We start from the raw sequence: 26904 nt of genomic DNA on the forward strand, positions 1-26904 counted from the left end.
GCGCCCTATTCCGGGGCATATCCGAATGCGGCGGGCGGATTGGCCGCCGTTTCGGTCCAGACACTTTTGGGCTGCATATATTCCATCAACCCTTCCTTGCCGCTCGACCTTCCATACCCACTGGCACCAAATCCGCCAAACGGCGACATGACATTGATCGTCTTGTAACTGTTGATCCAGAACGTCCCGGCACGGACATTCGCCGCCACCCGGTGCGCCCGGTCCACCGATTGCGTCCACACCGCCCCGGCCAGACCAAACTTGCTGTCATTGGCAATCGCAACCGCCTCGGCCTCATCGTCAAACGGGATGACGGAAACCACCGGGCCAAAGATTTCCTCGCGCGCAATCGCCATGTCATTGCGCACATTGCCCAACACCGTCGGACGCAGGAAATAACCCTCGTCATACCCTTCCGGGCGAATACCACCGGCCAGCAATTCCGCGCCTTCTTTCTGGCCTGCTGCCACCAACCGGCGCACGGTCTGATATTGTGCGTCATTGTTGATCGGGCCGATCTGGGTTGCGCTATCCATCGGATCACCAACCGGAATGCGATTGGCCCCATCGACCAGCATATCAAGGAAACGGTCAACCACATTACGCTGCACCAGCAACCGCGATCCCGCGACACAGCTTTGCCCCGCCCCGCTGAATATCGCGGCCTGCGCACCCAGCACCGCACGTTTAAGGTCGGCATCACCAAACACGATATTGGCCGATTTCCCGCCAAGCTCCAGCACGCAGGGCACGATATTCTGGGCCGCCTGTGCGGCGATAATTGCCCCGGTGCGCGGCGATCCGACAAACACCACCTTGCGCGTCACATCATGGGTGGTCGCCGCAACCCCGGTCGTGGTGCCAAGCCCGGTCAGAACCGTAATCACCCCATCGGGCAATCCGGCCTTTTTCGATAAAACCCCAAGGGCCAACGAGGTCAACGGCGTCATTTCCGATGGCTTCAACACCGCAGCATTCCCGGTGCAAAGGGCCGGGGCCAACTGCCATCCGGCGGTAAAGATCGGCGCGTTCCACGGCGTAATCTGTGTCACCACGCCATACGGCTCGGGCCGGGTATAGTTCAGATGGCTGGTCGGCACCGGGATCACATCACCATGCAACTTGTCGGCCCAACCGGCGTAATATTCAAACATCTCGGCAACTTTAAGCACCTCGACCTTGGTATCGCGGATCGGCTTGCCCGCGCTCACGGTTTCCAGCAACGCCAACTGATCAAGGTGATCACGCACCTGCTGCCCGATCCGCCAAAGGATGCGGCCACGTTCGGCCGCCGTCATGCCCCACCAGACTTTCTGCCCGGCACTGGCCGCCTTCATCGCGGCATCCACGACGTCCGCCCCGGCATCCTTAAGGGCCAAAAACGCTTTGCCGGTCGCCGGATCGATCAGGTCGAACATATCACCGCGTCCGGGCATCATCGCCCCATTGACCCAGCTTCCGATCTCATCGCTGCCAAAAAACGGCGCCATCGCCTTGTGATAGTCACGTGCCATCAGTTTGCTATCGCTGCTCATGATTTGGCTCCTTTGTGGGTCGGGTCGCATTCGGTGATACGGTTGAAATCGGCATTGTCAGACAGCAGTTCCTCGCTCGCCGCCCAGATCTGCCCCGCCAGTTCCGAAACCGGCATCGCAACACTCTTGTCCTTGGCCAACGCCATGGCAAGGCGCACGTCCTTTCGCATCAATCCCATGGTAAAGCCGCTGTCAAAGGCCCCATTCATCACCCATTTCGGATAATTGACCTCGCTGATCGCACTGCGGCCCGATCCGGCATTCAGCGCCGCAATCAGGTTTTCGGTGGTTACCCCCGCCGCGTTGCCCAAACGCACCGCCTCGCTCATGGTCAGAAGGTGGCTTGCCACCAGCATGTTATTGACGATCTTGACCGCATGCCCCGCCCCCACCGGCCCGACATGGGTGATCTTGCCACCCAACGAGCTTAGAACCGGCATCGCACGCGCCACATCGGCATCCCCGCCGCCAACCATCATGGTCAGATTGCCGCTATTGGCACCGGCTGGTCCGCCGCTGACCGGGGCATCAATCAGGATATGCCCCTGCATGCGCAGCACCGTATCAAGTTCGCGGGTCACATCGGGCTCGGACGTGGTGGTATCAATCACCAATCGCGGATCGATATCGCGTCCGCCAAGGCCCTCATCACCGCCAAGAACCTTGCGCACATGGTTTGCCGTCGGCAATGACAGGATGATCGTCGGGCACGCCTCAAACAATTCGGACAGTCCGGCGACAATCGTCACCCCCGACGCGGCGGCCTTGGCCTGACATTCCATCGAAACATCAAACCCGATGACCGAAAAACCATCCCGCAACAGGGTGCGCGCCATGCCCAGCCCCATATTGCCAAGACCAACGACACCAATGGTGCCGGTTTCTGGATTACTCACGATATTTGCCTCTTTGCTTTCAGACAGCCGGGCTCAGCCGGTGAAGGCACGCGCCTTCCCGTCACGGCACCGATGCGGTCCGATGTGATTTTTTGATTTTGCCCCCGAACTTTCCGGTGGATATCGGGCGAACTCAAGATCAATTGCCGGAACATGTTGTTGCCGAAACAGCAACACATATGCTCTGATTACGTGATCAGCTTCACAAGCACCAGACATCAACCACCCAATCAGGCACCCCAAACAGGCACGAACACCATGAAGATCGACGACAAGCCACTGCGTTATTTCCTTGCCGTGTTCGAGGCCGGATCCATCCGAACCGCGGCCGAAAATCTGCGCATCGCCCCATCCGCCATCAGCCGCCAGATCGCATCCCTCGAAGCCCATCTTGAAACGCTTCTGATGGAACGTACCAAACGCGGCATCATCTTTACGGAATCGGGCCATATGGTCGCCGCCCATGCCAGACGCCGCTTTGAAATGGACGAGGCCTTTTCGGTGGATCTGGCGGCTGCGCGCGGTGCCATCGCCGGAAAGGTGCGCATCGCCACGGGCGAGGGCTTTGTGGTCGACCTGGTCAATCACGTTGTCCGCCCGCTTCGCGATGAATTCCCTGATATCCGCCTTGAAATCGATGTCGCGGGCACCGAAAAAATCACCCACGGCATCCTGCGCGATGATTACGATATGGGGCTTGTCTTCAACCCGCCGCGCAATCCCGATCTGGAACTGCTGGCCGAGGATCACGCACCGCTTTGCGCCCTTGTCCCGCCGGGATTTGATCTGGCGAAAAAGGAAAGCTGCACGCTTTCCGATACGCTGAATTACCCGGCGGCCTTGCTGAACCCGCATTTTGGCGTTGCCAAACTTCTGGCCAATGTCGATCAGGGCAACCGGCTGGCCCGCGATGCGTTCCTGACCGCCGATTCGATCAATGTCGCGGTGCATTTCGTCCTGTCAGGCGGCGGCATCACCTTTCTTCCGGCCTTTGCCGTATCGCGACAATTACGCAGGGGCGAGGTGGTTGCGATCCCGATGACCGACCCTTTTCTCGCCCGTGTTCCATCCCATCTTCTGGTGCGCAAGGGACGCCCGAAAACCGCCGCTGTTCGGGCGGTTACCGGCATGATCCGCGACCGGATGGAAGCCTTCGGCTCCGCCTGGTATCCCGAAGAACACGCATAGCATCAAGGCACCTGTTGCCGTTCTGGCAACACAAGCATCCCAAAATGGCACTTGCTCCACCCCGGTCGAGTTTTCATTGTCGGACAAAATCCCCGGCGCCAAAAATGGCAGAATTGTGAAATATGCCAATGCCGGGATACCGCAGGGATGATGCAACAGTTCTGGCCTTTTTTGACCGTGGCCATGGTTGCGTCGAACACGCCACGTCAAGGAGACTGGGAAATGAACGCGCTTCGGGGACAATTGGAGCTCTGGCGGCTCCACCTCGCCGTTATCGTACTCGGCGCCATCGCCGAACTGATCGGCATTCAGAAAATTCCATTTGGCATCGGCGCGATTTTGCTGCTGCCGCTGCTTTATGCCTTCGTCATGGCGGCATTGATGAACCCCAATATCATGCCGAAATTCGGGAAATTCATCCGCCAGAAGGAAGTCAAGGCCGCATCGCCGCTGATCGTGATTGCGATCATGCCGTTTATTGCGAAATTCGGCACCACCATTGGCCCGGCAATCCAGACCATCATTGATGCCGGTCCGGCCCTTCTGTTGCAGGAACTGGGCAACCTTGGCACCATCGTTCTGGCCTTCCCGCTGGCGGTCTGGGGCCTGAAAATGGGCCGCGAGGCGATTGGTGCGACCTTCTCGATTGCACGTGAACCCAACCTTGCGATCATCGCCGACCGCTATACCCTCAAAAGCCCCGAGGGCACGGGTGTGATGGGCGTTTACGTGATCGGCACCCTGTTCGGGACCTTCATCTTTGCCATTCTGGCGTCCCTTTTCGCCAGTGCGGACATCTTTGATCCGCGCGCCCTTGCCATGGCATGTGGCATCGGCAGTGGCTCGATGATGGCGGCCTGCACCGGTGCGCTGACCGAAGTCATCCCGACCATGAAGGACGAAATCCTTGCCCTTGCCGGGGCCAGCAACCTTCTGACCTATGCGACCGGGCTGTATGCCGGCCTGTTCATCGCCCTTCCGATTGTTGAAAAACTCTATAACGCGACCGCTGGCAAAAACGATATCGCCACCGCAAACAAGAAGGAGGCCTGATCATGTCCGAGAATGCAATTGCAATGGAACGTACCCGTCCGAACATTGATCTGACAGATCACGCCGTTACCCTTGTCATCGTCTGCCTTGTCGGGCTGGTGATGAATACGGTCGGCCCGGCCATCCCGCTTGCCGATGGCTTTGTCGGCATGGTGGTGATCTATCTGATCACCATGGCCGGCCTGCTTCTGACCCGCTTTGCACCGTTCTATCTGCCAAGTGTCGCATGGATTTCGCTGGTCGGTATTCTTGCAACCCTGCCCTGGACCCCGGGGTCGGAATGGATCGTCGCACAGGCCAAATCGGTCAATTTCCTGGCCCTTGCCACCCCGGCCCTTGCCTATGCCGGTTTTGCGATTGCCAAAAAGGAAATCGAAGTCGCCAAGCATTCCGGCTGGAAACTGGCACTGGTTGCCTGCCTTGTCTTTCTTGGCACCTATGCCGGTTCGGTTCTGGTTGCCGAACTGATCCTGCGCCTGCAAGGCGTCTGATCCAACACCATATAAACGGGGGCCATCACGCCCCCGTTCTTTATGACACGCAACAGAGTATGCAGATGACTGTCACCCAATCCTCCCTTCATCCTCGCGCCACCGAACTCGTTGATGAATTCACCCAATGGCGACACCATCTGCATGCCCATCCCGAAACCGCGTTCGAGGAAAAGCTGACCAGCGCCTTTATCGCGCAAAAGCTTCAATCCTTCGGGCTTGATGTCAAAACCGGCATCGCCAGAACCGGCGTGGTCGCCACCCTTCACGGCAAAAAGGGTTCGGGCAAACGCATCGGCCTTCGCGCCGACATGGATGCGCTTGATATCCATGAAACCACCAATTTACCTTATGCCTCGAAACATCCGGGCAAAATGCATGCCTGCGGTCATGATGGCCATATGACGATGCTGCTGGGGGCTGCCAAAATTCTCGCTGAAAATCCCGATTTCACCGGCACGGTCGATTTCATCTTTCAGCCCGCCGAAGAAAACGAAGGCGGCGGGCGCGAAATGGTCGAAGAAGGCCTGTTTGACAGCCACCCGGCCGATGCGGTTTACGGCATGCATAACTGGCCCGGCCGTGATGTCGGCACCATGGCGATGAAGCCAGGCCCAATGATGGCCAGCTACGATATTTTTGAAATCATTGTGGATGGCCGCGGCTGCCATGCCGCCATGCCCCATCTGGGCCGCGATCCGATTACCGCCGCCGGTCAGGTGCTGCTGGCCCTGCAAACCATTACCGCGCGCAATGTCAATCCGCTGCAAAGTGCGGTGATCTCGCCGACCCAGATTTTCGCGGGCGACACATGGAATGTCATCCCCGACACCGCCACCATCCGCGGCACCGTGCGCACCTTCGCACCCGACATTCAGGATCTGGTCGAAGACCGCCTTAAAACCGTGGCCGATGCCACCGCGCGCGCATTCGGTTGCACCGCGCGCGTGATGTATCAGCGCCGCTACCCCGCCACGATCAACAGCGAAGCCGAAACCGCCATCGCCTTTGCCGCCGCATCGCGCGTCGTCGGGGCCGATCAGATCGACCAGACCCCCGAACCCTCGATGGCGAGCGAGGATTTCGCCTTCATGCTCAATGCAAAACCCGGAAGCTATGTCTGGCTTGGCAATGGCCCGACCGATGGCAATTGCCTGCTGCATAACGCTGCCTACGATTTCAACGACGATGCCATTCCATATGGTGTGAGTTACTGGATATCACTGGTCGAGGAATGCCTCTCAGAGTGATTGTTCAAGCTTTCAGTCAGTTTACCTTAATTCGCTGGAACGCAGCTTAAATGTTCCTTGCTGTAAGTCTTACGATAGACCTCAATCATTTCATCACAAACAAGCTTGTTGTCTCCGTATCCAAAGATCAAGCCTACCTTGTATTGCTGATCTGAATAGAAATCTCCCCGCTTATATATCCAGTAGTCTCCACCACTACTGATTGGTTCTTCAACTGCTTTTTCTAGACGACGCACACGATCATCATAGTCGCTCTCGCCACAGGCTGTTAGAATAGTAGCAAATAAAAGCACTATCAGCCTCATCTTCCGCTCGCCTTCTTTTTCAATGCGGCGTCAAGTAGCGCCTTTCTCTTTTCCAAGTTTTCATCCTCAGTCAATATTTGCCGGACTTCATGACTAACTGGATGCCCTTCGCCATATAAAATGGCTGATTGCACAGCGTTTTCTATCACATTCCGTAAGTCTTCCGGGTGTCTCTTGAAACCATATATATCAAAAAAACACCGGCAAACTGCATCACCAATGGAATAGGCATCGATTTTCCATTGTTTTCCTTTGAGAACATAGCAATCTCTGATCCCAGAATTAGAGATGCTTGCCGCTGTTGATCGAGTGGCATTCTTTTCTTGAATATCTGCAACATCCCTCACCTCAGTTCGCCTCGCCCTATTTCTTGCGTCATTGGCCTCACAACATCAAGGTAGCAACACACCGAACTTATTTATTGATATTTTATTTTTCCATTTCAACCCAAGGGCATTCACTCCAATCGGATCATATGTCGGTTCGGAATTTTCAATGACGATGCCATCCCTTGCGGCGTCAGTTACGGGATATCACTGGTCGAGGAATACCTATCAGTGTGATTTTCTGACGGAAATATCGCATTTTCCTTGTCTAATCCCCAATCTGCGCGTTCAATGTCCGCCCTTTTTTGACTGGCGATGGATGTGTGATGGAGATCGCGATTGTAACGCTTGATGGTTTTAACGAGATCGACAGCTTTGTCGCCCTCTCGATCCTGAACCGGGCCAGGGGCAATGGCCTTCGTGCGGTCATTACCGGGCCCGGCCCATCCGTGACCTCGATGAACGGGGTCGAAGTCAGGATACAGGAACCGTTATCCTTCACCGCGACGGCCGATGTCGTCCTGTTTGGCAGCGGCATCCACACCCGCGATCATATCAATGATCCCGATCTGATGGCGCAAATCCAACTTGATCCGTCGCGCCAGATGATCGGCGCGCAATGTTCGGGTGTGCTGTTCCTGCACAAACTGGGCCTTCTGCCCGCGACCATCACGACCGATACCAAAACCCGATCCCTTCTGGTGCGCACCGATACCGTGCTTGAAGACCGCCCGCTGGTCGCACAGGGCAATATCGTCACCAGCGGCGGCTGCCTGTCATCACACTATCTGGCGGGGTGGGTTCTCGCACGTGCGCTTGGCACCGACAAGGCGATGGCCATTCTGGAATATGTCGCCCCGGTCGGCCAGAAATCGCATTTTGCCAAACAGGCGCGTGACATCATCGTGCCCCAGCTTGATGTTCCCGCCAAACGCCCGCTTTACTGCTAGCTATATCCTCATCACGGGAACGTTTTTGGCTTTGCGCAACCACCTGTGGGAAGTTGCCGTACAATCACATATGCTGCGCCCGGTAGATACCAAGCTAAATGGCAAATGCTTTGCCTTATATTTGCCGACTGGTTAGGGTTAGCTCCATAAAAGTTAGTGGCCCGCATTGAGCGCAGAAAATGCGGCCGGTTGGGAATTGCAGACGCAGGACAAGTTTTTGAAACGCCATCTGTTAAACATCGTCATTCCGATGACGGCTCTTGCCCTTTCGGCCTGCGGCACCATGTCGCAGCCCGCTGATCGTGCCGAGTTCGAATATCCGCAAAGCAACAGCTTCTCGGGCAATTTCCTTGCCGGCAAGGCCGCCCAGATCGAAAACCGCACCGATTATGCCGCGCGCTATCTGTTGCGCGCCCATGAAATCGACCCGGAAAATGATGATTTGCGCCGCCGCGCCTTTCTGGCCCTGATCGCCGAAGGCCGCATTGCCGATGCAGAACCGGTTGCGCGCGTGCTCGTCGATGAAAATCCCGAAGACCTGTTTGCCATCATGACGGTGATGGATGCCGAAATCCGCGATCAGGATTATCAGGCCGCCCTTGATGCCGTATCGACCCTGCCGCAACGCGGGATCACCTCCCTGATCGTGCCGCTGGCCAAGGCATGGATTTATACCGGCCTTGATCAGCCACAAAACGCCATGGCCGCCCTTAACGAATTGCAGGGCAACGGCTCGCTCAATCCGCTGTCGGAATATCATCGCGGTCTGATCCTGGCCTATTTCGATGACCTGAACGCCGCCGAAGTCGCCCTTGCCAGCGCCTATGGCGACCCGGCAGATGCGCCGCTGCGCGCGGCCGAAGCATTGGGGTCGGTCTATGAACGCAAAGGCCAGACGCAAAAGGCATCCCTTCTCTATGAAAGCTATATGGACCGCCACCCGCAGTCGCTGGCGATGCCCTATCACCTTGACCGTCTGGCAAAGGGGGAGCCCCCCACCAGCGTCATCCTGACCCCGGCATCGGGTCTGGCGGAGGCCTATCTTGATATCGCGACCCTGCTTAGCCAGGAAAACGCGGTTGATCCGGCCCTGCTCATGGCGCGTTATTCGCTGTCACTGCGCCCCGGTGATGACATCACCCGCCTTCTGGTCGGCGAGATCATGGAAATCCAGCAACGCTTTGACGCAGCCGTCATTGTCTATCAATCGATCCCCAAAGACTCCCCGCATAGCTGGAACGCGCGCCTGCGTGCTGCGGCAAGCTATGAACAGCTTGGCAAGACCGACGATGCGATTGCCCTGCTCGAAACCATGGTCAATGAACGCAGCGACCGTCCCGATGCCCTGATCCAGCTTGGCGATATCCTGCGCATCGATCAGGACTTTGCCGGGGCGGCCAATGCCTATGACCGGGCGATTGAACGTCTGGGCGGCACGGATGCTGTCGGCTGGCGTCTGCTCTATCGGCGCGGCATTGCCTATGAGCGCGCCGGAAACTGGCCAAAGGCCGAGGCCGACTTCCTCAAGGCGCTCGAACTTGAACCCGATCAGCCCTATGTCATGAACTATCTTGGCTATAGCTGGGTCGATATGGGCAAAAACTTCGATCAGGCCGAAGACATGCTCAAACGTGCCGTCGAACTGCAACCCGATGACGGTTACATCATCGATAGCCTTGGCTGGGTCTATTACAAGCTCGGCCGTTATGATGATGCCGTCGAACAGCTCGAAAAGGCGGTTGAACTCAAACCCGATGATCCGACCATCAACGATCATCTGGGCGATGCCTACTGGCAGATCGGCCGCTTCCACGAGGCCCGCTTCCAGTGGCACCGTGCGCTTTCGTTCAATCCGACCGACGAACTGCGCGCAGATGTCCAGGCCAAGCTTGACGGCAAAACACCCCATGCCGGTGACGTTGCCGCAAACTGATTGATCGGGGATAAAGGGCATCCGCATCATGTCTTCGACCCATACCGAACCGGCCCCGGCCAAGCTCAACCTGTTCCTGCATGTCACCGGCAGGCGCGATGACGGCTATCACCTGCTCGATAGCCTCGTCTGCTTTGCCGATTGCGGCGACGTGATCACCGCAACCGCGCGCGATGATAGTGAACTGACCCTTGCGATCACCGGCCCGATGGCGGGTGATCTTGGCCATGGCAATATCGAAGACAACCTGATCCTGCGTGCCGCCCGCCTGCTCCGGGCCGAAGGCGCGGTAACGCAGGGTGCCGACCTCACACTTGAAAAAAACCTGCCCGTCGCATCGGGCATCGGCGGCGGATCGGCCGATGCGGCCGCGACCCTTCGCGTGCTCTGCCGGGTCTGGCAACTTGATATCCCGACCGACGCCCTTGAAAAACTCGCCCTTAAACTCGGTGCCGATGTACCGGTTTGTCTGCATGGCAAGACCGTCCTGATGCAGGGCATCGGCGAAAAACTCATTGATCTGCCGGAATTGCCCAGCCTGTCACTGGTGCTGGTCAATCCGGGCAAGGCGGTTTCAACCCCTGAAATCTTTGCTGCGCGCGATGCCGGTTTTACTGATGAAAATCTATGGGATCGCACGGCACGGTTTCAAAGTGCCGCCACCCTTGCCGCCGCCCTTCAGGACTGCCGCAACGACCTCACCCTTCCGGCATCGGGCATTTTGCCCGAAATCTGTGATGTGCTCAATGCGCTGGCCCGCGAAGACGGCTGTTTACTCGCCCGCATGTCAGGCAGCGGGGCGACCTGCCTTGCGATTTACGACACCGAAAATCAGGCGGAACGTGCCGCAAACGCGATTGCCGAAAGCCAGCCCGACTGGTGGGTACAGGCCACCGGAATTCAAACAATGCAGGATCGCGCCCGCGCGCAAATCGGCGCATCCTTCCCGACCTAAATCCCCGGCAAAAAAAGGTTCAAATAGAGGGTTGCACTCCGGCGCGGGGAACGCTATTTTCCGCGCCACACACGCTGATGGGGCGTGGCCAAGTGGTAAGGCATCGGTTTTTGGTATCGTGTACCGTAGGTTCGAATCCTACCGCCCCAGCCAAGACAAACCGCTTTGAGGTTTTCCTCAAAGCGGTTTTCTTTTTTCTGCTTCAAAACGACCGATAGCAGCGATTTTACGCCTCGCCATCTGCCAGTGCGCCACCGCTTTCCAAGAACCTGACATGACGCGAAAAATTACGACGCCCACCGTAATTGCGGTTTTTATCTGGTATCGACAACCCTGCATTGTATAGTCCTAATAAACCGTCAGGAATATGAGGATCATCCGTGTCAGATACCCAGACAGAAAGCGCCACGGCAAATCAATCAGATGGCGCCTCCGATGCCAACGACATCAAAGAAAAACTGGCAAAATCCGGTTTACTGTCCGGTCTTCTGGCTGATGAACACATAAAGAAAACCTTACTTGCCGAACTGCGCGATTTGGGCTTCAAGCCCCCACTTCATCATCTTGCCTTTCGACTGATCACTTCGACTGCTTCCAAGTCTGAATCCTTTATTGGCAAGTCAATCACCTCTCGCCTTGCCGCCTTCATTGACCGGCAACCAAAACTTGCAGGCTTGCTGCAACGCCTGATCAATATTCAGCATGGCGAAAAAACCAAAGACGCCCTCAAAAACAGCGTTCTTACCGCCATTACAGACGGCCGCACGGTTGATACCTCCGATATCAATATCGATTCGGCAACCTCACTTGAAACCATGCTGGCACTGTATAACGTCCAAGGTCAGGACAAAATCCTGAACGCGATAGACGATCAAACAAGCACTTTGATTGAGACTTTTCGTCAGGACATCACAAATGCGTTTCAGAGTGACTACGCTCCTGTTCTTTCTTGGCCGGAAACTGCACACAGGCCCCAAAACCTTGGTGCTTTTGACCGGGTGAAATATACTTCTGGCCTTGATGAATTGTATGGCCGCAACGACGAAATCACCCTTCTGCACCAATTCGTTGGCGATCTATCGCTGTGCGGACCGATATTCAATTTTCGCTGGATGCTGCTCACGGGTGATGGTGGGACCGGCAAGACACGACTGGCCTATGATTTCACCCAAAAGAAATTAAACTCGGCAATTTGGGATGCTGGCCGACTGTCGATAAAGGACCTGCAATCTGCCAGCAACATTGCAAAATGGCGGCCACAAAAACCGACTTTCATTGTGATTGACTATGTCGCGAGCCAACCGAAAGAAACCGGCAATCTTCTGCGCAATTTCGCCAGTCAGGCCAAACATTATGATTTTCCAGTCCGCGTCCTTTTGCTCGAACGCAAAGCGGACGAAAACTGGCTAAACCAAATGATCCCCCCGAACGGCGACGACATAATGATATTGAATCATGTGTTTGGTCATGAAGACAAAAATGGGTTTCCCATCCCACCGGTGGATGAAACCGCCATTATCCAGATGATGCGTGGTCGTTTCATTAAAGACGGAAAAACCCCGCCGGATGATGAAACCCTTTTATCTGCTGCAAAAAAGGTCGATACACGTCCAAATGATTCTGGTCTTCCTCGTCCGCTTTTCGCCTTGGCCACCGCAGATGCCCTCATGGCCGAAGCCGATGAAGATTCCCAATCAAATACCGAACAGATTGTCGTCCAACTGACCCAAGAAGACGTCCTTGAAGGCATGCTCAAGCGCGAAGAATATATGCACTGGCGACCAGCAGCCAAGGATGAAAAAGGCGTATTGCAGCGCTATAAACTGGCTTTGGCCCTTGCAACTCTCCAACAAGAAGTATTGGACTTTAACGATCTCGCTTCCAAAGAAGCGGACTATGGGGCCACACTTGCGCGATATCTTCCTGATCCCCCACCCGATGAAAACACCCATCTTATCTTGGCACTGAGCGGCACCGGAACGTTCTTGCCACCGCTTGAACCCGATATCATGGGCGAATATTTTCTGGCCAAAACCCTGATGGAAGATATTCCCAAACACCGGCATACCTTTCTCAATGCAGTCTTGGAAAAAGGTAAAGTCGGCTCCGTGATCACTCTTTTGCGAATGCAACAAGACTTCCCACAAAAAATCGCAGAAATTGATCTCCCGTCCGCCATGCAAATCTGCAACACCGAACAGGCTGCTTATACTTATTCATTTCTGGCACCGAACTATACAACACACTACCTGAGATCAAATGCCATTCCAGCCGCAAACAACTTCTTAAATGGTATCCAAGGCCTGACTAATAAATTCCCCGAAAGCAACCGTATAACTTTGCAAGAAGCTAAGGCTGTATTCAACGCCACCAACGCCGCTCTTAAAAACGGCGACTGGGTCAGAGTTGACGACATGCTGGCCCGACTGGATACCCTTCGCAGCCAATTCAGCGATCATCCTGAAATCGCTTTGCCTGAGGCACGGGCCGCCCTCAATGTCATTAACGCTGCTGGAGAAAAGGACGACTGGGTCAGGGTTGACGACATGCTGGCCCGACTGGATACCCTTCGCAGCCAATTCAGCGATCATCCTGAAATCGCTTTGCATGAGGCACGGGCCGCCCTCAATGTCATTAACGCTGCTGGAGAAAAGGGCGAATGGGTCAGGATTGACGACATGCTGGCCCGACTGGATACCCTTCGCAGCCAATTCAGCGATCATCCTGAAATCGCTGTGGAAAAAGCAAGGGCCGCTGTCAATATCATCAACGCTGCTGGAGAAAAGGGCGACGGGGTCAGGGTTGACGACATGCTGGCCCGATTGGATGCCCTTCGCAACCAATTCAGCGACCATCCTGAAATCGCTTTGCGTGAGGCAATGGCCGCCGTCAATGTCATCAATACTGCTGGAGAAAAGGGCGACTGGGTCAGGGTTGACGACATGCTGACCCGACTGGATGCGCTTCGCAACCAATTCAGCGATCATCCTGAAATCGCTTTGTATGAGGCAATGGCCGCCGTAAACGTCACTAGCGACGCTGGAGAAAAGGGCGAGTGGGTGAGGGTTGACGACATGCTGGCCCGACTGGATACTCTGTGCAACCAATTCAACGACCATCCAGAAATCGCTTTGTATGAGGCAATGGCCGCCGTAAACGTCACTAGCGACGCTAGAGAAAAGGGCGGCTGGGTCAGGGTTGACGACATGCTGGCCCGGCTGGATGTCCTTCGCAACCAATTCAGCGATCATCCCGAAATCGCTTTTCATGAGGCAATGGCCGCTTTCAACATCATCAACGCTGCTGAAGAAAAGAGCGAATGGGTGAGGATTGACGACATGCTGACCCGACTGGATGCCCTTCGCAACCAATTCAGCGATCATCCTGAAATCGCTTTGCAACAGGCAATGGCCGCCGTAAACGTCATAAACGCTGCTGGAGAAAAGGGCGACCGAGTCAGGGTTGACGACATGCTGGCCCGACTGGATGCCCTTCGTAACCAATTCAGCGATCATCCTGAAATCGCTTTGCAACAGGCAATGGCCGCCGTAAACGTCATAAACGCTGCTGGAGAAAAGGGCGACCGAGTCAGGGTTGACGACATGCTGGCCCGACTGGATGCCCTTCGTAACCAATTCAGCGATCATCCTGAAATCGCTGTGGAAGAAGTAAGGGCCGCTGTCAACCTCACTAACGCTGCCGGAAAAAATAGCGACTGGGATCGCGTTGGGGCAATGCTGGAACGATTAAATACCTTAGCAGACAAATTTGGAACAGAACTCGTTCTTTCCGAGACGAACGACGACCAAACTCTCACTTTGGAAGATATGATTTCTTATGTGACGGGTATCCTTAGCCTCAAGCCCGAATAGAACCTTGTGCACACATGCATTACGGTGCAACTAACCCCGCCATCACCGCCACAAGCGCCCGGATCGCATCCCCATCGGTCTCCACCCGTCCGGCGGCATAACCGACCCCCGCCGGAATGGCTTTCTTGCACGATGCGTGCAGCTCCACCGCCCCAGTTTTGCGCAACAATACCGCCGCATTTTCCGGTGTAATACCGCATCCCGGCAGGATCGTGATCCGTCCGTCTGCCTGCGTGATCAGGCGCGCAATCATGTCCGCCCCCTGTTCGGCGGTCGGCTGCTGGCCCGATGTCAGGATGCGGTCAAAGCCAAGATCGATGGCACCTTCAAGCGCGTCAAACGGATCGGGCACTGCGTCAAACACCCGATGCAATGTCGCCCCAAGCCCGCCCGCCACGGACAGAAGATCGGCCAGCATATCCCGATCAAGCCGCCCGTCTCGCATCGCCGCCCCAATCACGACCCCCTCTGCCCCGTGGTCGCGGGCAAGGGCGATGTCATGTTTCATCATAGCCACGTCAGACGCGCCATAGATGAAATCGCCGGGCCTTGGCCGGATCATCACCCGGCAGGGCACGGGAATATCGCGCAAACGGGCCATCGCCCCGGCACTTGGCGTCACCCCGCCGACCGCAAGGGCCGCGCAATATTCAATGCGATCCGCCCCGGCACGCGCGGCCACCATCGCATCGTCAAAACTTTCAACACAGATTTCCAGAAGCGGTTTGATCCCGGCTGTCATACACCCGCCCCGCCATCCAGAAGATGCAGCATCGCCGCCCCGCGAAGCCCGCCATCGCGGCTATGCTGCCCCGGCACCACCAAGGGCGCGTCATAACGGCCCAGAACCCGTTTGCGGACCGCGTCATCGATCATCGCAATCAGGCGGCTTTCGGATGCCAGCCCGCCGCCGACCGGCACGCAATCGGGGTCAAGCACATTGACCATCAATGCAAGCTCCCCCGCGATAAGATCGACAAAAATCTCCACCGCGCGGCCTGCCATCGCGTCCCCGCCCTGCCAGCCGTCGGTGATCTCGTAACTTGGCCGTTCCTGTCGGGGGGAAAGTCCGGCAATCTGCGCGTAAATCCGTTCAAGCCCCCGCGCCCCGCCCCAGGCATCAAGGCACCCGGTCCGGCCACAGCCGCACACCACCGGCGCAAGCCCATGACGGATCAGCGCACCCGACACATCATTGCCATGCCCCCATTCGCCGCGAATGCCACTGCGCCCGCCAATGAACTGCCCATCCACCACAATGCCGCCGCCCACCCCGGTGCCAAGGATGATGGCAAAAACCGTCCGCGCGCCCTTGGCCGCCCCGCTGCGTGCCTCGGCAAGTGCAAAGCAATCGGCATCATTGGCAACCCGCACATCGCGGTTCAGGATTCTGGAAAGTTCCGGGCCAAACGGCCATCCCTTGATCGCCGGAATATTGGCCGAAATCACCGCCCCGGTCTGCGGGTCAAGCCCCCCGGCAAAGCTGATGCCGATATCGGCATTCTCGCCAAATTCACCGTCCGCATCGGCAATCAGCCCGGCAATCGCCGCAACAAAGGCATCGCGATCCTGTGCGGGTGTCGGCACCTTGATCTGGGACCGGATATCGCCCCCGCCATCAAACACCCCGAATTCGATTTTCGATCCGCCAATATCAAATGCGTACTGCATGCCAGCCTGCCCAAAACCCCGTGATCTTTCCTATCGGATATACCACAGGACCGCCGCCCGCAAAAACAAACGGCGTCCGCCACATGTGCGAACGCCGTTCCATATCGACAATCAGATTGATCAGGCGCGCAGCCGTGCCGCCAGATCGTCATAACCCGGCATGCCCTTGACCGGCCCAAGCGCTGTCACCGTCGGCGTCCCGCCCAGAAGCGACTTGCCCGCCGCACGCACCCGTTCAAGGTCAACCGCCTCGACCTTGGCAATGATTTCTTCCATGGTCTGCGGACCACCAAAAATCTGGATCTGGCGCGCAAGCGTTTCGCAACGACCGGAATTGCTTTCCATGCCCATCACGACCGATGCCTTAAGCTGTGCGCGCGCCCGGTTCACTTCTTCCTCGGTCAAATCGACCGTGGCGCGCACCAGTTCGTCACACATCACCGGCATCAATTCGCCAATGTCATTCGGCCCGGTTCCGGCATAAATCGAAAACAGCCCGCCATCGACATAATGTGACGAGAAGCTATAGACCGAATAGACAAGCCCGCGCTTTTCACGGATTTCCTGGAACAGCCGCGAAGACATGCCGCCACCCAGAAGCGTGTTGAACACCTGCAGATCATAGAAACTGTCATCGGTATAAGACACCGTCGGCAGACCGAAAATCACATGCACCTGTTCAAGGTCGCGCTGCTCGATCCGGCTGCCGCCCTCATAGCGAAGGGCTTCCATTTCATGATCTTCATGCGCCGGAAGGTTATCGAACTTTTCCGATACCAGATCGACAATCTGCTGATGATCAACCTTGCCCGATGCCGAAAACACCATGCGTTTCGGGCTGTAACGCCGCGACATGAAATCAAACAGATCATCGCGTGACAGCGACGATACATTTTCCGGACTGCCCAGGATCGACCGGCCAAGCGCCTGATCGGGCAGGGCCGTTTCCTGGAAATAGTCGAAAATGATGTCATCGGGCGTGTCATTGGCCTGCCCGATTTCCTGCAAAATCACCTGACGTTCGCGTTCAAGTTCCTTCGCATCAAGGGTCGAGTTCTGCAAAATGTCGGCAATCACATCAATCGCCAGTTCCTGATCTTCATGCAGGACCTTGCAGTAATAGGCCGTATTCTCGCGCGAGGTATAGGCATTCATCTGCCCGCCAACATTCTCGATTTCCTCGGAAATCTGAAGCGCGCTGCGACGCCGCGTTCCCTTGAACGCCATATGTTCAAGCATATGGGAAATGCCGTTGATATCGGGTGTTTCGTTGCGCGCACCCACATCAACCCACGCGCCAAGCGCTACGGATTGAACATGTTCAAGGCGGTCGGTCGCAACGATCATCCCGTTGTCAAGCCGGGTGAGCTCGACTGTCATATAGCTTTACTCCTGTGTTTCATTTCATGCCCTCGTATTACTGTATTTCAGGCCGCACGTCGCCTGTCGCGAACATGCGCCATCAATGCACCAACATCATTGGACATGGGCTCGACCTTCTCAGGCCGGTCATATAGGTCAGACAGCCGTTCGGGCAAGTCCGGGTAAATCCCCGATGCCTGTTTGACCGCATCCGGGAACTTCGCCGGGTGTGCTGTCGCCAGGGCCACCATCGGCACCGATTTATCGCGATTGCATTTGCGCCCGGCGACAATACCGATCACCGAATGCGGATCAACAAGCTCGCCACTGGTCGCCAGCACATCCCTGATCGCCGCCCGGGTTTCATCATCGCTTAGCCGATAACCGTCAAAATGTTCCCGCGCCCGGGCAAACTGCCCTTGCGACATTTCCATGATCCCGGTTTCGCGGAACTTCGTCAGCATCCCGGCAATCGCAAGGCCATCACGATCATAAAGATCAAACATCAACCGTTCAAAGTTCGAACTGACCTGAATATCCATCGATGGGCTGATGGACGGCTCGACACCTTCCATCTTCATCACCCCACTTTCGAAAAAGCGGGCGAGAATGTCGTTGCGATTGGCCCCGACCACAAACTGTTTGATCGGAAGCCCCATCTGCATCGCGGCATATCCGGCATAGACATTGCCGAAATTGCCCGACGGCACGGAAAACGATATTTCGCGTTCCGGCGATCCAAGCTGCGCCCCCGCCCAGAAATAATAGGCGATCTGGCACATGATGCGCGCCCAGTTGATCGAATTGACCGCCGAAAGGCCGACCTCGTCGCGAAACGCATGATCATTGAACAATGCCTTCACCAGGTCCTGACAATCATCAAACGATCCCTCGACCGCGATGTTATGCACATTGTCCGACAGGATGGTCGTCATCTGGCGGCGCTGGACTTCGGAAACGCGCCCCTTCGGATGCAGGATGAAAATATCGATATTTTCCCGATCCCGGCAGGCTTCAATCGCGGCTGACCCGGTATCGCCCGACGTCGCCCCGACAATCGTGATCCGTTCGCCGCGCTTGGCCAGAACATGGTCAAACAGCCGCCCGACCACCTGCAACGCATAATCCTTGAACGCCAGGGTCGGACCATGAAAAAGCTCCATCACCCAGTCATTGGCACCAAGCTGCTTAAGCGGTGCGACCGCTTCGTGATCAAACCCGGCATAGGTTTCTTCAAGGATGGTTTTAAGCGCCGCATCATCGACCGATCCGGTCGTAAAGGGCTGGATCACCTTATAGGCAACCTCGGCATAAGTCAGGGTCCGCAGCGCACGAATGTCATCGGCAGTAAAAGTCGGCCAGCTTTCAGGCACATACAATCCACCATCACGGGCCAGACCGGCCAAAAGGACATCATCAAACTGCAAAACCGGCGCGGTTCCCCGCGTGCTGACATAACGCAACGACCTATGCTCCTGAACTGGGCTTTCACAACATTCAGGCACCCCTGCCCCAAACGGGCAAAGACACTCCAAACCGAAAGTTAGTGAGGGGAACAGCCGCCATAGTCAAGGGTCAATCCGGAAGATCAGGCGTGCTTTGCGCAATATCGCGTAACGCCGCGTGATCGCTGCCTATTTATCAAGCTCGATCCCGTGTTCCTTGAGCTTGGCTTCCGCCACCGCGGCACGGCGCACCACCGTGCGGTAGTTATTCAGAAGAATCCGCAGGATCGCCTTGATGAAGCGATCGGACGCCGCCATTTTCTGCTCAAACGTCTGGCGATTGATCGCAATCAGGACCGTGCGTTCACGCGCCCGCGCCGATGCCATCCGCGGCTGGTTGTCCACCAATGCCAGTTCACCGAAAAGCCCCCCGGCTTCGATGGTGCCAAGGATGACTTCTTCGTTGCCATTCATGGTCTTGAAGATTTCAACCCGGCCTTCCTGCACGACAAAGGCTGCACTGCCGGGTTTTCCTTCCCGGAAGATCACCTGATCGGCGGCATATACCTGCCGATCCATCACTTTCTTGTTGCCGTCGGTTATCCCCATGACACTTCCGGGAAAATGGACATTAAATCAGAATATCCTGATGTGGGGCTATTTGCCTGCCGTCACCTGTGCCGGAAGGACGAGTGATGCTAGCAGATACCTATCGCCAATCAATCAGTTTCACCCGCCATATCTGTTTTCCATATGCGCCTTGAAGGCCGCCACGCCAAGCGGTTGACCGGTTGCCTCGATCAGAATCTCGTCGGTTGATTTGCTCGATGCCTTGCCGTGGATATTTTCGCCAAGCCACCCCATCAACGGGCTGAAATCGCCCCGTGCCAATGCGCCTGGAATTTCCGGCTTGGCCTTTTTCGCTGCGGCAAAAATCTGGGCCGCTGCCATCGCGCCCAGCGTATAGGTCGGGAAATATCCCCACGCACCTGATGGCCAATGGATATCCTGCATGCAGCCATCCCTGTCATCGGGCGGCGTAATGCCCAGCAACTTGCCCATCATTTCGTTCCACGCCCCGGGCAGATCAGCAAGCTTCATGTCGCCTTCGATCAGGGCGCGCTCCAGCCGATAGCGCAGGATCACATGCGCCGGATACGTCACCTCATCGGCATCCACGCGGATCAGGCCCGGCTCGACCCGTGTATAAAGCCGATGCAGGTTGCCTGCATTCCAAGCCGCGTCATCGCCACCAAACGCCGTCTTGAAGACCGGCCCGGCATAGGTCAGGAATTCTTCCGACCGGCTGGCCTGCATTTCCACCAGAAGCGACTGGCTTTCATGCAGGGTCATGCCGCGCGCCTTGCCTACCGGCTGATTGCGCCACGCGCCGGGCAATCCGCGTTCATACATCGCATGGCCGGTTTCATGCAGAACCCCCATGATCGCCGATGTGAAATCATTCTCGTCATAGCGCGTCGTAATGCGCACATCATCGGGAATGCCGCCACAGAACGGATGATGCGAAATATCCAGACGGCCATGCTCGAAATCAAAACCGACCGCCTGCATCAGATCAAGGCCGACCCTGTTCTGAACCGAAACCGGGAACGGCCCGGCCGGGCTGATCGGGGCTTGTTCGGACTTCTGGCGTTCAATCACTTCGGCGGTAAAGGACGGCAGGAACGATTCCAGTTCGGCAAACAGGCTATCGATCCGATCAGACCGCATCATCGGGTCATACTGATCGAGAAGCGCGTCATAGACCGACGTGCCAAGGGCTTCGGCCTTGGCTTTGCCCGCCTCTATCGACAGGTCAAGAACCGTCTGAAGTTTCGGCAAAAGCCCGGCAAAGTCATTATCGGCACGCGCCCCGCGCCATGCGACTTCGCAACTGGTCGCCGCCAGCGACATTTTCTCCACCAGATCGGACGGCACCGCCGTGCCATGCACCCAATTGCGTTTCATTTCCGCCAGATTGGCTTTCTGCCACGCATCAAGGTTTTCACCCCCGGCCGCTTCGATCAGATCGCCCATATCGGGTGCGGTGATCAGTTCATTGGCCATGACATCAAGGGTCGCCAGTTGCTCGGACCGGGCATTGGCCCCGCCATTGGGCATCATCGCCGCCATATCCCAATGCAGCATGCCGCCTATATCGGACAGAACATTGATGCGGCGAAAACGGGCTTCAAGCGATTTATAGGCGTCAGTCATGGAAACTCCTGTTCGGCGGAACCGGAAAACGGGGCAAAAAAAAAGCACGGCCAAAATGCCGCACAATGGCGGCATCCGGCAATCAAAGGGCTGGATCACAGGCAGCCAGATCAGCTGTCTGCGCCATCCTTCTGCGGGCGGCGGTGATACAGAATAAAGATCACAATCAGCGAAAGCGCAAGGCTGTACCATGTGATCGCATATTGAAGATGATTGTTCGGAAGATCGATTTTGGCCTGACCACCAATCGGCAACCCGCCGGGGATTTCCGTTTCGTCAAGTTCAAGATAATAGCGGCTGGCAAGATCCGCCCCGCTATCCTCGGCCATCGCATCGACATCGACAAAGAACCACTGGTTTTCCAGCGGCTCGTTTTCCGGCTGAACCCAGTGTCGGGTCTGCGGCAGGCGCAACACACCCGTCACCCGAACATTGCCTTCAATCAGGCTGTCAGGGCGGGTTGACGGATCGCGATAATCCTGCGGCACCCAGCCGCGATTGACCAGAATGATCCGGCCATCTTCCTGTTCCAGCGGCGTGATCAGATGAAACCCGATATTGCCCCGGCGTGTGCGCGCCATCAGATACATTTCCTGATCGTTCAGGAAATGACCGTCGGCATAGGCGGCCCGGAATGCCATCGCCGGGTCCGGTGCCACATCGGTTGGCACGGCAATCGGCGGCTCGGACGCATGCGCCTGACGTTCCGCGATCAGGTTCTGTTTCCAGAACAGGCGATCCACCTGCCAGGACCCAAGTCCCAGAAGGATCACAAGGGCAAGACCGGCACAGATTTTGATCGCAGGGCTGGGGCGTGTCGTCAGAAGGGGCATCTATTGGGTTCAATCCTGTTCGGAAGTCGACCGATGGCGATATTGCAGCGCCACCATGAGGCCTTTTAACGGTCGCAGCAAGGCCAGTGTTACCCCGATGATGGTCGGAAACCATAACACCGCATGCAACCACAAAGGCGGCATATAGGTCATCTCGACCCAAAGCGCCAGCGGCACCACGACAAAACCAAGGATGAAAATGATGAAAATCGCCGGGCCATCACCGGCATCATGACCACGAAGGTCAAGACCGCATTGCTCGCAACTCTCGCGAACCGTCAGAAAGCCCGAAAACAGCTTTCCCCCACCGCAGCGGGGGCATTTGCATGCCAGCCCGGTGCGTATGGGGGAAAGTGCTGGATAATAATCCATGGTCATTGGGTGACCGGTATCCTTTATTCGCCGCCCCAGATGTAAACGGCAAAGAACAGGAACAGCCAGACAACGTCAACGAAATGCCAGTACCAGGCTGCGGCTTCCAGACCGAAATGATGATCGGGTTTGAAGCCGTCCTTGATCGCGCGGCCAAGGCACACCGCCAGGAACACCGTACCGACAAACACATGGAAACCGTGGAAACCCGTCGCCATATAGAAGGTCGATGAATAAATGCCATCGGCAAAACCGAATGCGGCATGGCTGTATTCATAAGCCTGAAGACACAGGAAGATAACGCCAAGGGCAACCGTAATCGCCAGCCCCTGCACCATATCCTTTTTCTTGCCTTCAAGGCAGCCATGATGCGCCCAGGTCAGCGTGCAGCCCGACAGAAGCAGAATCAGCGTATTGAGGAACGGCAAATCCCACGGATCAAGGACTTCAACGCCTGCGGGCGGCCATTCGGTCACGCCGGGGCTGAAAATCACAAACGCGTTGTGGAAGAAGGCCCAGAAGAAGGCGACAAAGAACATCACCTCGGACGCGATAAACAGCGACATGCCATACCGCAAGCCGATCTGCACCACCTTGTTGTGGTAGATGCTGGACTCGCTGATCACGTTGCTCCACCAGCGGAACATCACAAAAAGAATGCCCGCCAAACCAAGTGCTGCCAGCCAGAAATCTGTCGGCGCACGATCCGAATGCATGAACATGACCATGCCACCGGTAAACAGCCCTGCCGACATCGCAGCCACCAACGGCCACGGGCTCGGGTCTACCAGATGGAACGGATGTTTCTGAGCGTGATCACTCATTCCTCGCCCCCCTCAATCCTCACAAATGAAACCTTTAAAGCTCTCTTCATTGGAAACCGGGATACCTGCACAATCATCAGGCCCTAGCCTCCATTTTCTTCGTCCCCGTCCGGCCCTTCAACCGATGCCTCGGCCTTATAGAAGGTATAGGACAGGGTAATGGTCTTCACGTCTCGGGTATTCGGGTCTTCTGCAATCGCCGGATCGACATAGAAACTGACCGGCATATCCACACGCTGGCCGGGTTCAAGCGTCTGTTCGTCAAAACAGAAACAGGCGATCTTGCTGAAATACTGCCCGGCCTTAAGCGGCGTTACATTGTAAACCGCCTGACCGGTGATCGGTTTGACCGACATGTTTTCGGCCATGTAATGGGCAAGGTTGTCTTCGCCCAGTTTCACGGTCATTTCGCGCTGCTCGGGCTTGAACTGCCACGGCAGACGGGAATTCACATCGGCATTGAACCGGATTTTGATGGTCTGTTCCGAAACATCGCGCGGCGCATCGGTGCCAACCTGCGTTGTGCCGCCATATCCCGTCACCTGACAGAACAGCGCATAAAGCGGGACCGAAGCATAAGACAGGCCAATCATGCCGCCAACAACGGCAACACAACCAAGCAATACGCGCTTGTTGCGCGCCTTTGTTTTGTCCGCATGCTTCTGATCAGCCATATATGCCCTAGCTCATCTTAAGAATGGTGATGGCGAAAAACAGAACCGCCAACCCGCCAAGAATGACAAGAAACGCCCAGTTCTTTTTGCGCCGTTTGGCGTAAAACGCGTCGAGTTCGGCTTTGGTCATTTTGGGCTCGGTCATGCCAGATATCCTTTGATCCAGACATCGGCAACCATCGCCCCGAACAGAACGAACAGATACAGGATCGAATATCCGAACATCTTGTGCGGTGCTTTTTCTTCCGCATTGCGCAACACGCGAACCGCATGACGCAGGAACCAAAGCCCGGTCAGTCCCGCCGTCACACCGTAAAACACGCCAAGCAATCCGGTCGCGACCGGCACAAACGTGATCGGCAACAACAGGATCGTATAGATCAGCATCTGTTTTTTGGTTGCGGCCTCCCCGGCCACAACCGGCATCATCGGAACCCCGACCTTGGCATAATCGCCACACCGGAACAGGGCCAGCGCCCAGAAATGCGGCGGCGTCCACATAAAGATAATCAGAAACAGCGCAATCGAATTGATATCGATCCCGCCGGTCACCGACGCCCAGCCGATCATCGGGGGAAATGCCCCGGCGGCACCGCCAATAACGATATTCTGCGGTGTGCTGCGTTTCAGCCACATGGTGTAAACGAACACGTAAAACGCAATCGACACCGCCAGAAGGGCGGCGGCGGCAAAATTGATCGCAACCGCCATCACGGTCACCGAAAGAATGGATAACGCAATCCCCAGCGAAAGCGCCTCGTCGGCGGGCACACGCCCCGCCGGGATCGGACGGTTCTGGGTGCGTTTCATGTGGATATCGATGTCGCGGTCGTACCACATGTTGATCGACGCCGCCGCACCGCTGGCAACGGCAATGCAGGCAATCGCAACCAGTGCCAGGAACGGATGCATTGTTCCCGGTGCAATCAAAAGACCCACGGCACCGGTAAACACCACAAGGGTCATCACACCGGGTTTAAGCAACGCAATATAGTCGCGCACTTCCGATACCGGTAATGCGGCGATGTTATCGATTGCAAGGGTCTGCTGGGCGGCCTGCTTGGTCATGTAATTCTGGTCTTCTTTTCTCGGGGCGGTCGTATGTTCCCCGCCGGGAACCCATGGTCACCGGCGGGGAACGCAAGATCGGATCAATTACTTGATGCGCGGCAGTTCGTCAAAGGTATGGAACGGCGGCGGCGAGCTGACGGTCCATTCCAGTGTATCCGCACCTTCGCCATATGGGTTGGCTTCGGCCTTTTTGCCACGGATGAAGGCATGCGCCACCACCCCGACAAAGAAGATCGTCGCTGCGAATGAAAGATACGCACCATAGGACGAAACAAGGTTCCAGCCTGCAAACGCATCCGGGTAATCGGCATAACGGCGCGGCATGCCGGCCAGCCCCAGGAAGTGCTGCGGGAAGAAGGTCAGGTTGACACCGATAAAGAACAGCCAGAAATGAATCTTGGCGCCCAGATCGGAAATCTCGTAACCCGACATTTTGCTGAACCAGTAATAGAAGCCCGCAAAGATCGAGAACACCGCACCCAGCGACAGCACATAATGGAAATGCGCCACCACGAAATAGGTATCATGCAGCGGCAGATCCATGCCGGAGTTCGCCAGGATAACGCCGGTCACACCACCAACCGTGAACAGGAAGATAAAGCCAATCGCCCACAGCATCGGTGCGCGAAGCTCGATCGAGCCGCCCCACATCGTTGCAATCCACGAAAAGATCTTAACCCCGGTCGGCACCGCAATCACCATCGTTGCCGCGGTGAAATAGGCACGCGTGTCAACATCAAGGCCGACGGTATACATGTGGTGCGCCCACACGATGAAACCGACAACACCGATTGCGACCATGGCATAAGCCATCCCGAGATAGCCGAAAATCGGCTTGCGCGAGAAGGTCGAAATGATGTGGCTGATGATGCCAAAGCCCGGCAGGATCATGATGTAAACTTCGGGATGACCAAAGAACCAGAACAGGTGCTGATACAGGATCGGGTCACCGCCACCGGCCGGATTGAAGAAATCCGTGCCAAAGTTGCGGTCGGTCAGAAGCATGGTGATCGCACCACCCAGCACCGGCACCGCCAGAAGCAGCAGGAACGCGGTCACCAGCATCGCCCACGCAAACAGCGGCATCTTGTGAAGCGTCATGCCCGGCGCACGCATGTTGAAAATGGTGGTGATGAAGTTCACCGCCCCCAGGATCGAGCTTGCACCGGCAAGGTGCAACGCAAAGATCGCCAGATCAACCGATGCATCGGGATGGCCAAGCGAGGCCGACAGCGGCGGATAAACCGTCCAGCCGGTCCCGGCACCGCTACCGACCACCGCCGACAGCATCAAAAGTGCAAAGGCCGGCACGAGCAGCCAGAACGAAATATTGTTCAGTCGCGGGAACGCCATGTCGGGCGCACCGATCATGATCGGTACGAACCAGTTGCCAAAACCGCCAATCATGGCGGGCATGACAACAAAGAACACCATGATCATGCCATGTGCGGTGACCAGAACGTTAAAGAAGTGGTGATCTTCGATGACCTGGGTGCCCGGATGGGCCAGTTCCATACGGAACCAGACCGAAAACGCACCACCGATCAGACCGGCAACCAGCGAGAATGCAAGATAGAGCGTGCCGATATCCTTGTGGTTGGTCGAAAGGAACCAACGGGTAAAGAAACCGGGCATGTGATCATCATGCGAATGTGTGTCAGCGTGAGCCATAAATCTCTCC

25 protein-coding genes and 1 tRNA gene are annotated in these 26904 nt (G+C 56.4%); 9 read left to right on the forward strand and 17 right to left on the reverse strand.

Annotated features, from left to right (window positions below):
- Positions 1 to 5 precede the first annotated feature (5 nt).
- Both IT971_RS18500 and IT971_RS18505 read right to left on the reverse strand, forming a co-directional pair.
- Positions 6 to 1535, reverse strand: a complete 1530-nt coding sequence (locus IT971_RS18500; RefSeq protein ID WP_065701814.1) for an aldehyde dehydrogenase family protein — start codon at positions 1533 to 1535, stop codon at positions 6 to 8.
- On the reverse strand, positions 1532 to 2431 hold the full coding sequence (locus IT971_RS18505; RefSeq protein WP_223304870.1) for an NAD(P)-dependent oxidoreductase: 900 nt from the start codon (positions 2429 to 2431) through the stop codon (positions 1532 to 1534). The genes IT971_RS18500 and IT971_RS18505 overlap by 4 nt, the downstream gene beginning before the upstream one ends.
- A 258-nt stretch (positions 2432 to 2689) precedes the next feature.
- Here IT971_RS18505 and IT971_RS18510 point away from each other — a divergent pair, with 258 nt between their 5' ends.
- The 4 genes from IT971_RS18510 to IT971_RS18525 all read left to right on the forward strand — a co-directional run bounded on the left by IT971_RS18510 (position 2690) and on the right by IT971_RS18525 (position 6413).
- Positions 2690 to 3619 (forward strand): LysR family transcriptional regulator, encoded by a 930-nt coding sequence (locus IT971_RS18510; RefSeq protein ID WP_065701816.1) that lies wholly within the window; start codon positions 2690 to 2692, stop codon positions 3617 to 3619.
- A 222-nt stretch (positions 3620 to 3841) separates the two neighbouring features.
- Positions 3842 to 4672, forward strand: coding sequence for a DUF3100 domain-containing protein (locus IT971_RS18515; protein WP_065702149.1), 831 nt, complete (start codon positions 3842 to 3844; stop codon positions 4670 to 4672).
- 2 nt (positions 4673 to 4674) lie between these two features.
- Positions 4675 to 5163 (forward strand): hypothetical protein, encoded by a 489-nt coding sequence (locus IT971_RS18520; protein ID WP_065701817.1) that lies wholly within the window; start codon positions 4675 to 4677, stop codon positions 5161 to 5163.
- 65 nt (positions 5164 to 5228) lie between these two features.
- Positions 5229 to 6413 carry a M20 aminoacylase family protein gene (locus IT971_RS18525; protein WP_065702150.1) on the forward strand — a complete coding sequence of 395 codons (1185 nt, stop codon included), beginning with the start codon at positions 5229 to 5231 and terminating at the stop codon, positions 6411 to 6413.
- 26 nt (positions 6414 to 6439) lie between these two features.
- Here the strand turns inward: IT971_RS18525 and IT971_RS18530 are convergent, their stop codons facing one another.
- Both IT971_RS18530 and IT971_RS18535 read right to left on the reverse strand, forming a co-directional pair.
- On the reverse strand, positions 6440 to 6706 hold the full coding sequence (locus tag IT971_RS18530) for a hypothetical protein (RefSeq protein WP_139189977.1): 267 nt from the start codon (positions 6704 to 6706) through the stop codon (positions 6440 to 6442).
- 8 nt (positions 6707 to 6714) lie between these two features.
- A complete protein-coding gene (locus tag IT971_RS18535) occupies positions 6715 to 7065 on the reverse strand; it encodes a hypothetical protein (protein ID WP_139189978.1) in 351 nt (116 codons plus the stop codon).
- Between the two features lie 305 nt (positions 7066 to 7370).
- On the opposite strand from IT971_RS18535, the gene IT971_RS18540 reads away from it, so the two are divergent.
- The 5 genes from IT971_RS18540 (at position 7371) to IT971_RS18560 (ending at position 14754) form a co-directional block, all read left to right on the forward strand.
- Entirely contained in the window at positions 7371 to 7994 is a 624-nt protein-coding gene (locus tag IT971_RS18540; RefSeq protein WP_065701820.1) for a DJ-1/PfpI family protein, read from the forward strand.
- A gap of 166 nt (positions 7995 to 8160) precedes the next feature.
- Entirely contained in the window at positions 8161 to 9927 is a 1767-nt protein-coding gene (locus IT971_RS18545; protein WP_083195720.1) for a tetratricopeptide repeat protein, read from the forward strand.
- Between the two features lie 28 nt (positions 9928 to 9955).
- The gene (locus tag IT971_RS18550; protein WP_065701821.1) at positions 9956 to 10882 is read left to right on the forward strand and encodes a 4-(cytidine 5'-diphospho)-2-C-methyl-D-erythritol kinase; all 927 of its coding nucleotides are present in this window, start codon (positions 9956 to 9958) and stop codon (positions 10880 to 10882) included.
- Between the two features lie 78 nt (positions 10883 to 10960).
- Positions 10961 to 11035: transfer RNA gene (locus IT971_RS18555), tRNA-Gln, on the forward strand.
- Positions 11036 to 11262: 227 nt separating this feature from the next.
- Positions 11263 to 14754: a hypothetical protein gene (locus IT971_RS18560; RefSeq protein WP_065701822.1), complete on the forward strand. Its 3492-nt coding sequence runs from the start codon at positions 11263 to 11265 to the stop codon at positions 14752 to 14754.
- A 19-nt stretch (positions 14755 to 14773) separates the two neighbouring features.
- Here the strand turns inward: IT971_RS18560 and IT971_RS18565 are convergent, their stop codons facing one another.
- From IT971_RS18565 to ctaD, 13 genes are all read right to left on the reverse strand, one after another.
- The gene (locus IT971_RS18565; RefSeq protein ID WP_065701823.1) at positions 14774 to 15496 is read right to left on the reverse strand and encodes a copper homeostasis protein CutC; all 723 of its coding nucleotides are present in this window, start codon (positions 15494 to 15496) and stop codon (positions 14774 to 14776) included.
- Positions 15493 to 16425: an ROK family protein gene (locus tag IT971_RS18570; protein ID WP_065701824.1), complete on the reverse strand. Its 933-nt coding sequence runs from the start codon at positions 16423 to 16425 to the stop codon at positions 15493 to 15495. Before IT971_RS18570 ends, IT971_RS18565 begins: the two co-directional genes overlap by 4 nt.
- A gap of 120 nt (positions 16426 to 16545) precedes the next feature.
- Positions 16546 to 17805, reverse strand: a complete 1260-nt coding sequence (locus IT971_RS18575) for a pitrilysin family protein (RefSeq protein ID WP_065701825.1) — start codon at positions 17803 to 17805, stop codon at positions 16546 to 16548.
- Positions 17806 to 17852: 47 nt separating this feature from the next.
- Positions 17853 to 19250 (reverse strand): threonine synthase, encoded by a 1398-nt coding sequence (thrC, locus tag IT971_RS18580; RefSeq protein ID WP_065701826.1) that lies wholly within the window; start codon positions 19248 to 19250, stop codon positions 17853 to 17855.
- 171 nt (positions 19251 to 19421) lie between these two features.
- The gene (locus IT971_RS18585) at positions 19422 to 19841 is read right to left on the reverse strand and encodes a cyclic nucleotide-binding domain-containing protein (protein ID WP_063092049.1); all 420 of its coding nucleotides are present in this window, start codon (positions 19839 to 19841) and stop codon (positions 19422 to 19424) included.
- A 120-nt stretch (positions 19842 to 19961) separates the two neighbouring features.
- Positions 19962 to 21449 (reverse strand): carboxypeptidase M32, encoded by a 1488-nt coding sequence (locus IT971_RS18590; RefSeq protein WP_065701827.1) that lies wholly within the window; start codon positions 21447 to 21449, stop codon positions 19962 to 19964.
- Positions 21450 to 21559: 110 nt separating this feature from the next.
- Positions 21560 to 22282: an SURF1 family protein gene (locus IT971_RS18595; RefSeq protein WP_063092051.1), complete on the reverse strand. Its 723-nt coding sequence runs from the start codon at positions 22280 to 22282 to the stop codon at positions 21560 to 21562.
- Between the two features lie 9 nt (positions 22283 to 22291).
- Positions 22292 to 22660 carry a DUF983 domain-containing protein gene (locus IT971_RS18600; protein WP_063092052.1) on the reverse strand — a complete coding sequence of 123 codons (369 nt, stop codon included), beginning with the start codon at positions 22658 to 22660 and terminating at the stop codon, positions 22292 to 22294.
- 17 nt (positions 22661 to 22677) lie between these two features.
- Entirely contained in the window at positions 22678 to 23478 is an 801-nt protein-coding gene (locus IT971_RS18605; RefSeq protein ID WP_007092272.1) for a cytochrome c oxidase subunit 3, read from the reverse strand.
- An 83-nt stretch (positions 23479 to 23561) separates the two neighbouring features.
- Positions 23562 to 24152, reverse strand: coding sequence for a cytochrome c oxidase assembly protein (locus tag IT971_RS18610; RefSeq protein WP_065701828.1), 591 nt, complete (start codon positions 24150 to 24152; stop codon positions 23562 to 23564).
- Between the two features lie 7 nt (positions 24153 to 24159).
- On the reverse strand, positions 24160 to 24297 hold the full coding sequence (locus IT971_RS18615; RefSeq protein ID WP_156487974.1) for a hypothetical protein: 138 nt from the start codon (positions 24295 to 24297) through the stop codon (positions 24160 to 24162).
- Complete coding sequence (gene cyoE / locus IT971_RS18620) at positions 24294 to 25220, reverse strand: heme o synthase (protein ID WP_175484468.1); 927 nt, start codon at positions 25218 to 25220, stop codon at positions 24294 to 24296. The genes IT971_RS18615 and cyoE overlap by 4 nt, the downstream gene beginning before the upstream one ends.
- Positions 25221 to 25307: 87 nt before the next feature.
- A complete protein-coding gene (gene ctaD / locus IT971_RS18625; protein WP_065701829.1) occupies positions 25308 to 26894 on the reverse strand; it encodes a cytochrome c oxidase subunit I in 1587 nt (528 codons plus the stop codon).
- Positions 26895 to 26904 lie beyond the last annotated feature (10 nt).

The sequence above is a fragment of the Thalassospira sp. B30-1 genome, assembly GCF_015767575.1.
Lineage (GTDB): Bacteria > Pseudomonadota > Alphaproteobacteria > Rhodospirillales > Thalassospiraceae > Thalassospira > Thalassospira xiamenensis.

What these genes read in the sequence shown, in the direction of transcription:
- IT971_RS18570 (WP_065701824.1), bottom strand. Translation starts at nt 16,425, where the DNA reads ATGCAGTACGCATTTGATATTGGCGGATCGAAAATCGAATTCGGGGTG.
- IT971_RS18600 (WP_063092052.1), bottom strand. Translation starts at nt 22,660, where the DNA reads ATGACCATGGATTATTATCCAGCACTTTCCCCCATACGCACCGGGCTG.
- IT971_RS18605 (WP_007092272.1), bottom strand. Translation starts at nt 23,478, where the DNA reads ATGAGTGATCACGCTCAGAAACATCCGTTCCATCTGGTAGACCCGAGC.
- IT971_RS18520 (WP_065701817.1), top strand. Translation starts at nt 4,675, where the DNA reads ATGTCCGAGAATGCAATTGCAATGGAACGTACCCGTCCGAACATTGAT.
- IT971_RS18510 (WP_065701816.1), top strand. Translation starts at nt 2,690, where the DNA reads ATGAAGATCGACGACAAGCCACTGCGTTATTTCCTTGCCGTGTTCGAG.
- IT971_RS18585 (WP_063092049.1), bottom strand. Translation starts at nt 19,841, where the DNA reads ATGGGGATAACCGACGGCAACAAGAAAGTGATGGATCGGCAGGTATAT.
- IT971_RS18500 (WP_065701814.1), bottom strand. Translation starts at nt 1,535, where the DNA reads ATGAGCAGCGATAGCAAACTGATGGCACGTGACTATCACAAGGCGATG.
- IT971_RS18565 (WP_065701823.1), bottom strand. Translation starts at nt 15,496, where the DNA reads ATGACAGCCGGGATCAAACCGCTTCTGGAAATCTGTGTTGAAAGTTTT.
- IT971_RS18615 (WP_156487974.1), bottom strand. Translation starts at nt 24,297, where the DNA reads ATGACCGAGCCCAAAATGACCAAAGCCGAACTCGACGCGTTTTACGCC.
- ctaD (WP_065701829.1), bottom strand. Translation starts at nt 26,894, where the DNA reads ATGGCTCACGCTGACACACATTCGCATGATGATCACATGCCCGGTTTC.
- IT971_RS18575 (WP_065701825.1), bottom strand. Translation starts at nt 17,805, where the DNA reads ATGACAGTCGAGCTCACCCGGCTTGACAACGGGATGATCGTTGCGACC.
- IT971_RS18610 (WP_065701828.1), bottom strand. Translation starts at nt 24,152, where the DNA reads ATGGCTGATCAGAAGCATGCGGACAAAACAAAGGCGCGCAACAAGCGC.
- IT971_RS18515 (WP_065702149.1), top strand. Translation starts at nt 3,842, where the DNA reads ATGAACGCGCTTCGGGGACAATTGGAGCTCTGGCGGCTCCACCTCGCC.
- cyoE (WP_175484468.1), bottom strand. Translation starts at nt 25,220, where the DNA reads ATGACCAAGCAGGCCGCCCAGCAGACCCTTGCAATCGATAACATCGCC.
- IT971_RS18525 (WP_065702150.1), top strand. Translation starts at nt 5,229, where the DNA reads ATGACTGTCACCCAATCCTCCCTTCATCCTCGCGCCACCGAACTCGTT.
- IT971_RS18540 (WP_065701820.1), top strand. Translation starts at nt 7,371, where the DNA reads ATGGAGATCGCGATTGTAACGCTTGATGGTTTTAACGAGATCGACAGC.
- IT971_RS18595 (WP_063092051.1), bottom strand. Translation starts at nt 22,282, where the DNA reads ATGCCCCTTCTGACGACACGCCCCAGCCCTGCGATCAAAATCTGTGCC.
- IT971_RS18590 (WP_065701827.1), bottom strand. Translation starts at nt 21,449, where the DNA reads ATGACTGACGCCTATAAATCGCTTGAAGCCCGTTTTCGCCGCATCAAT.
- IT971_RS18550 (WP_065701821.1), top strand. Translation starts at nt 9,956, where the DNA reads ATGTCTTCGACCCATACCGAACCGGCCCCGGCCAAGCTCAACCTGTTC.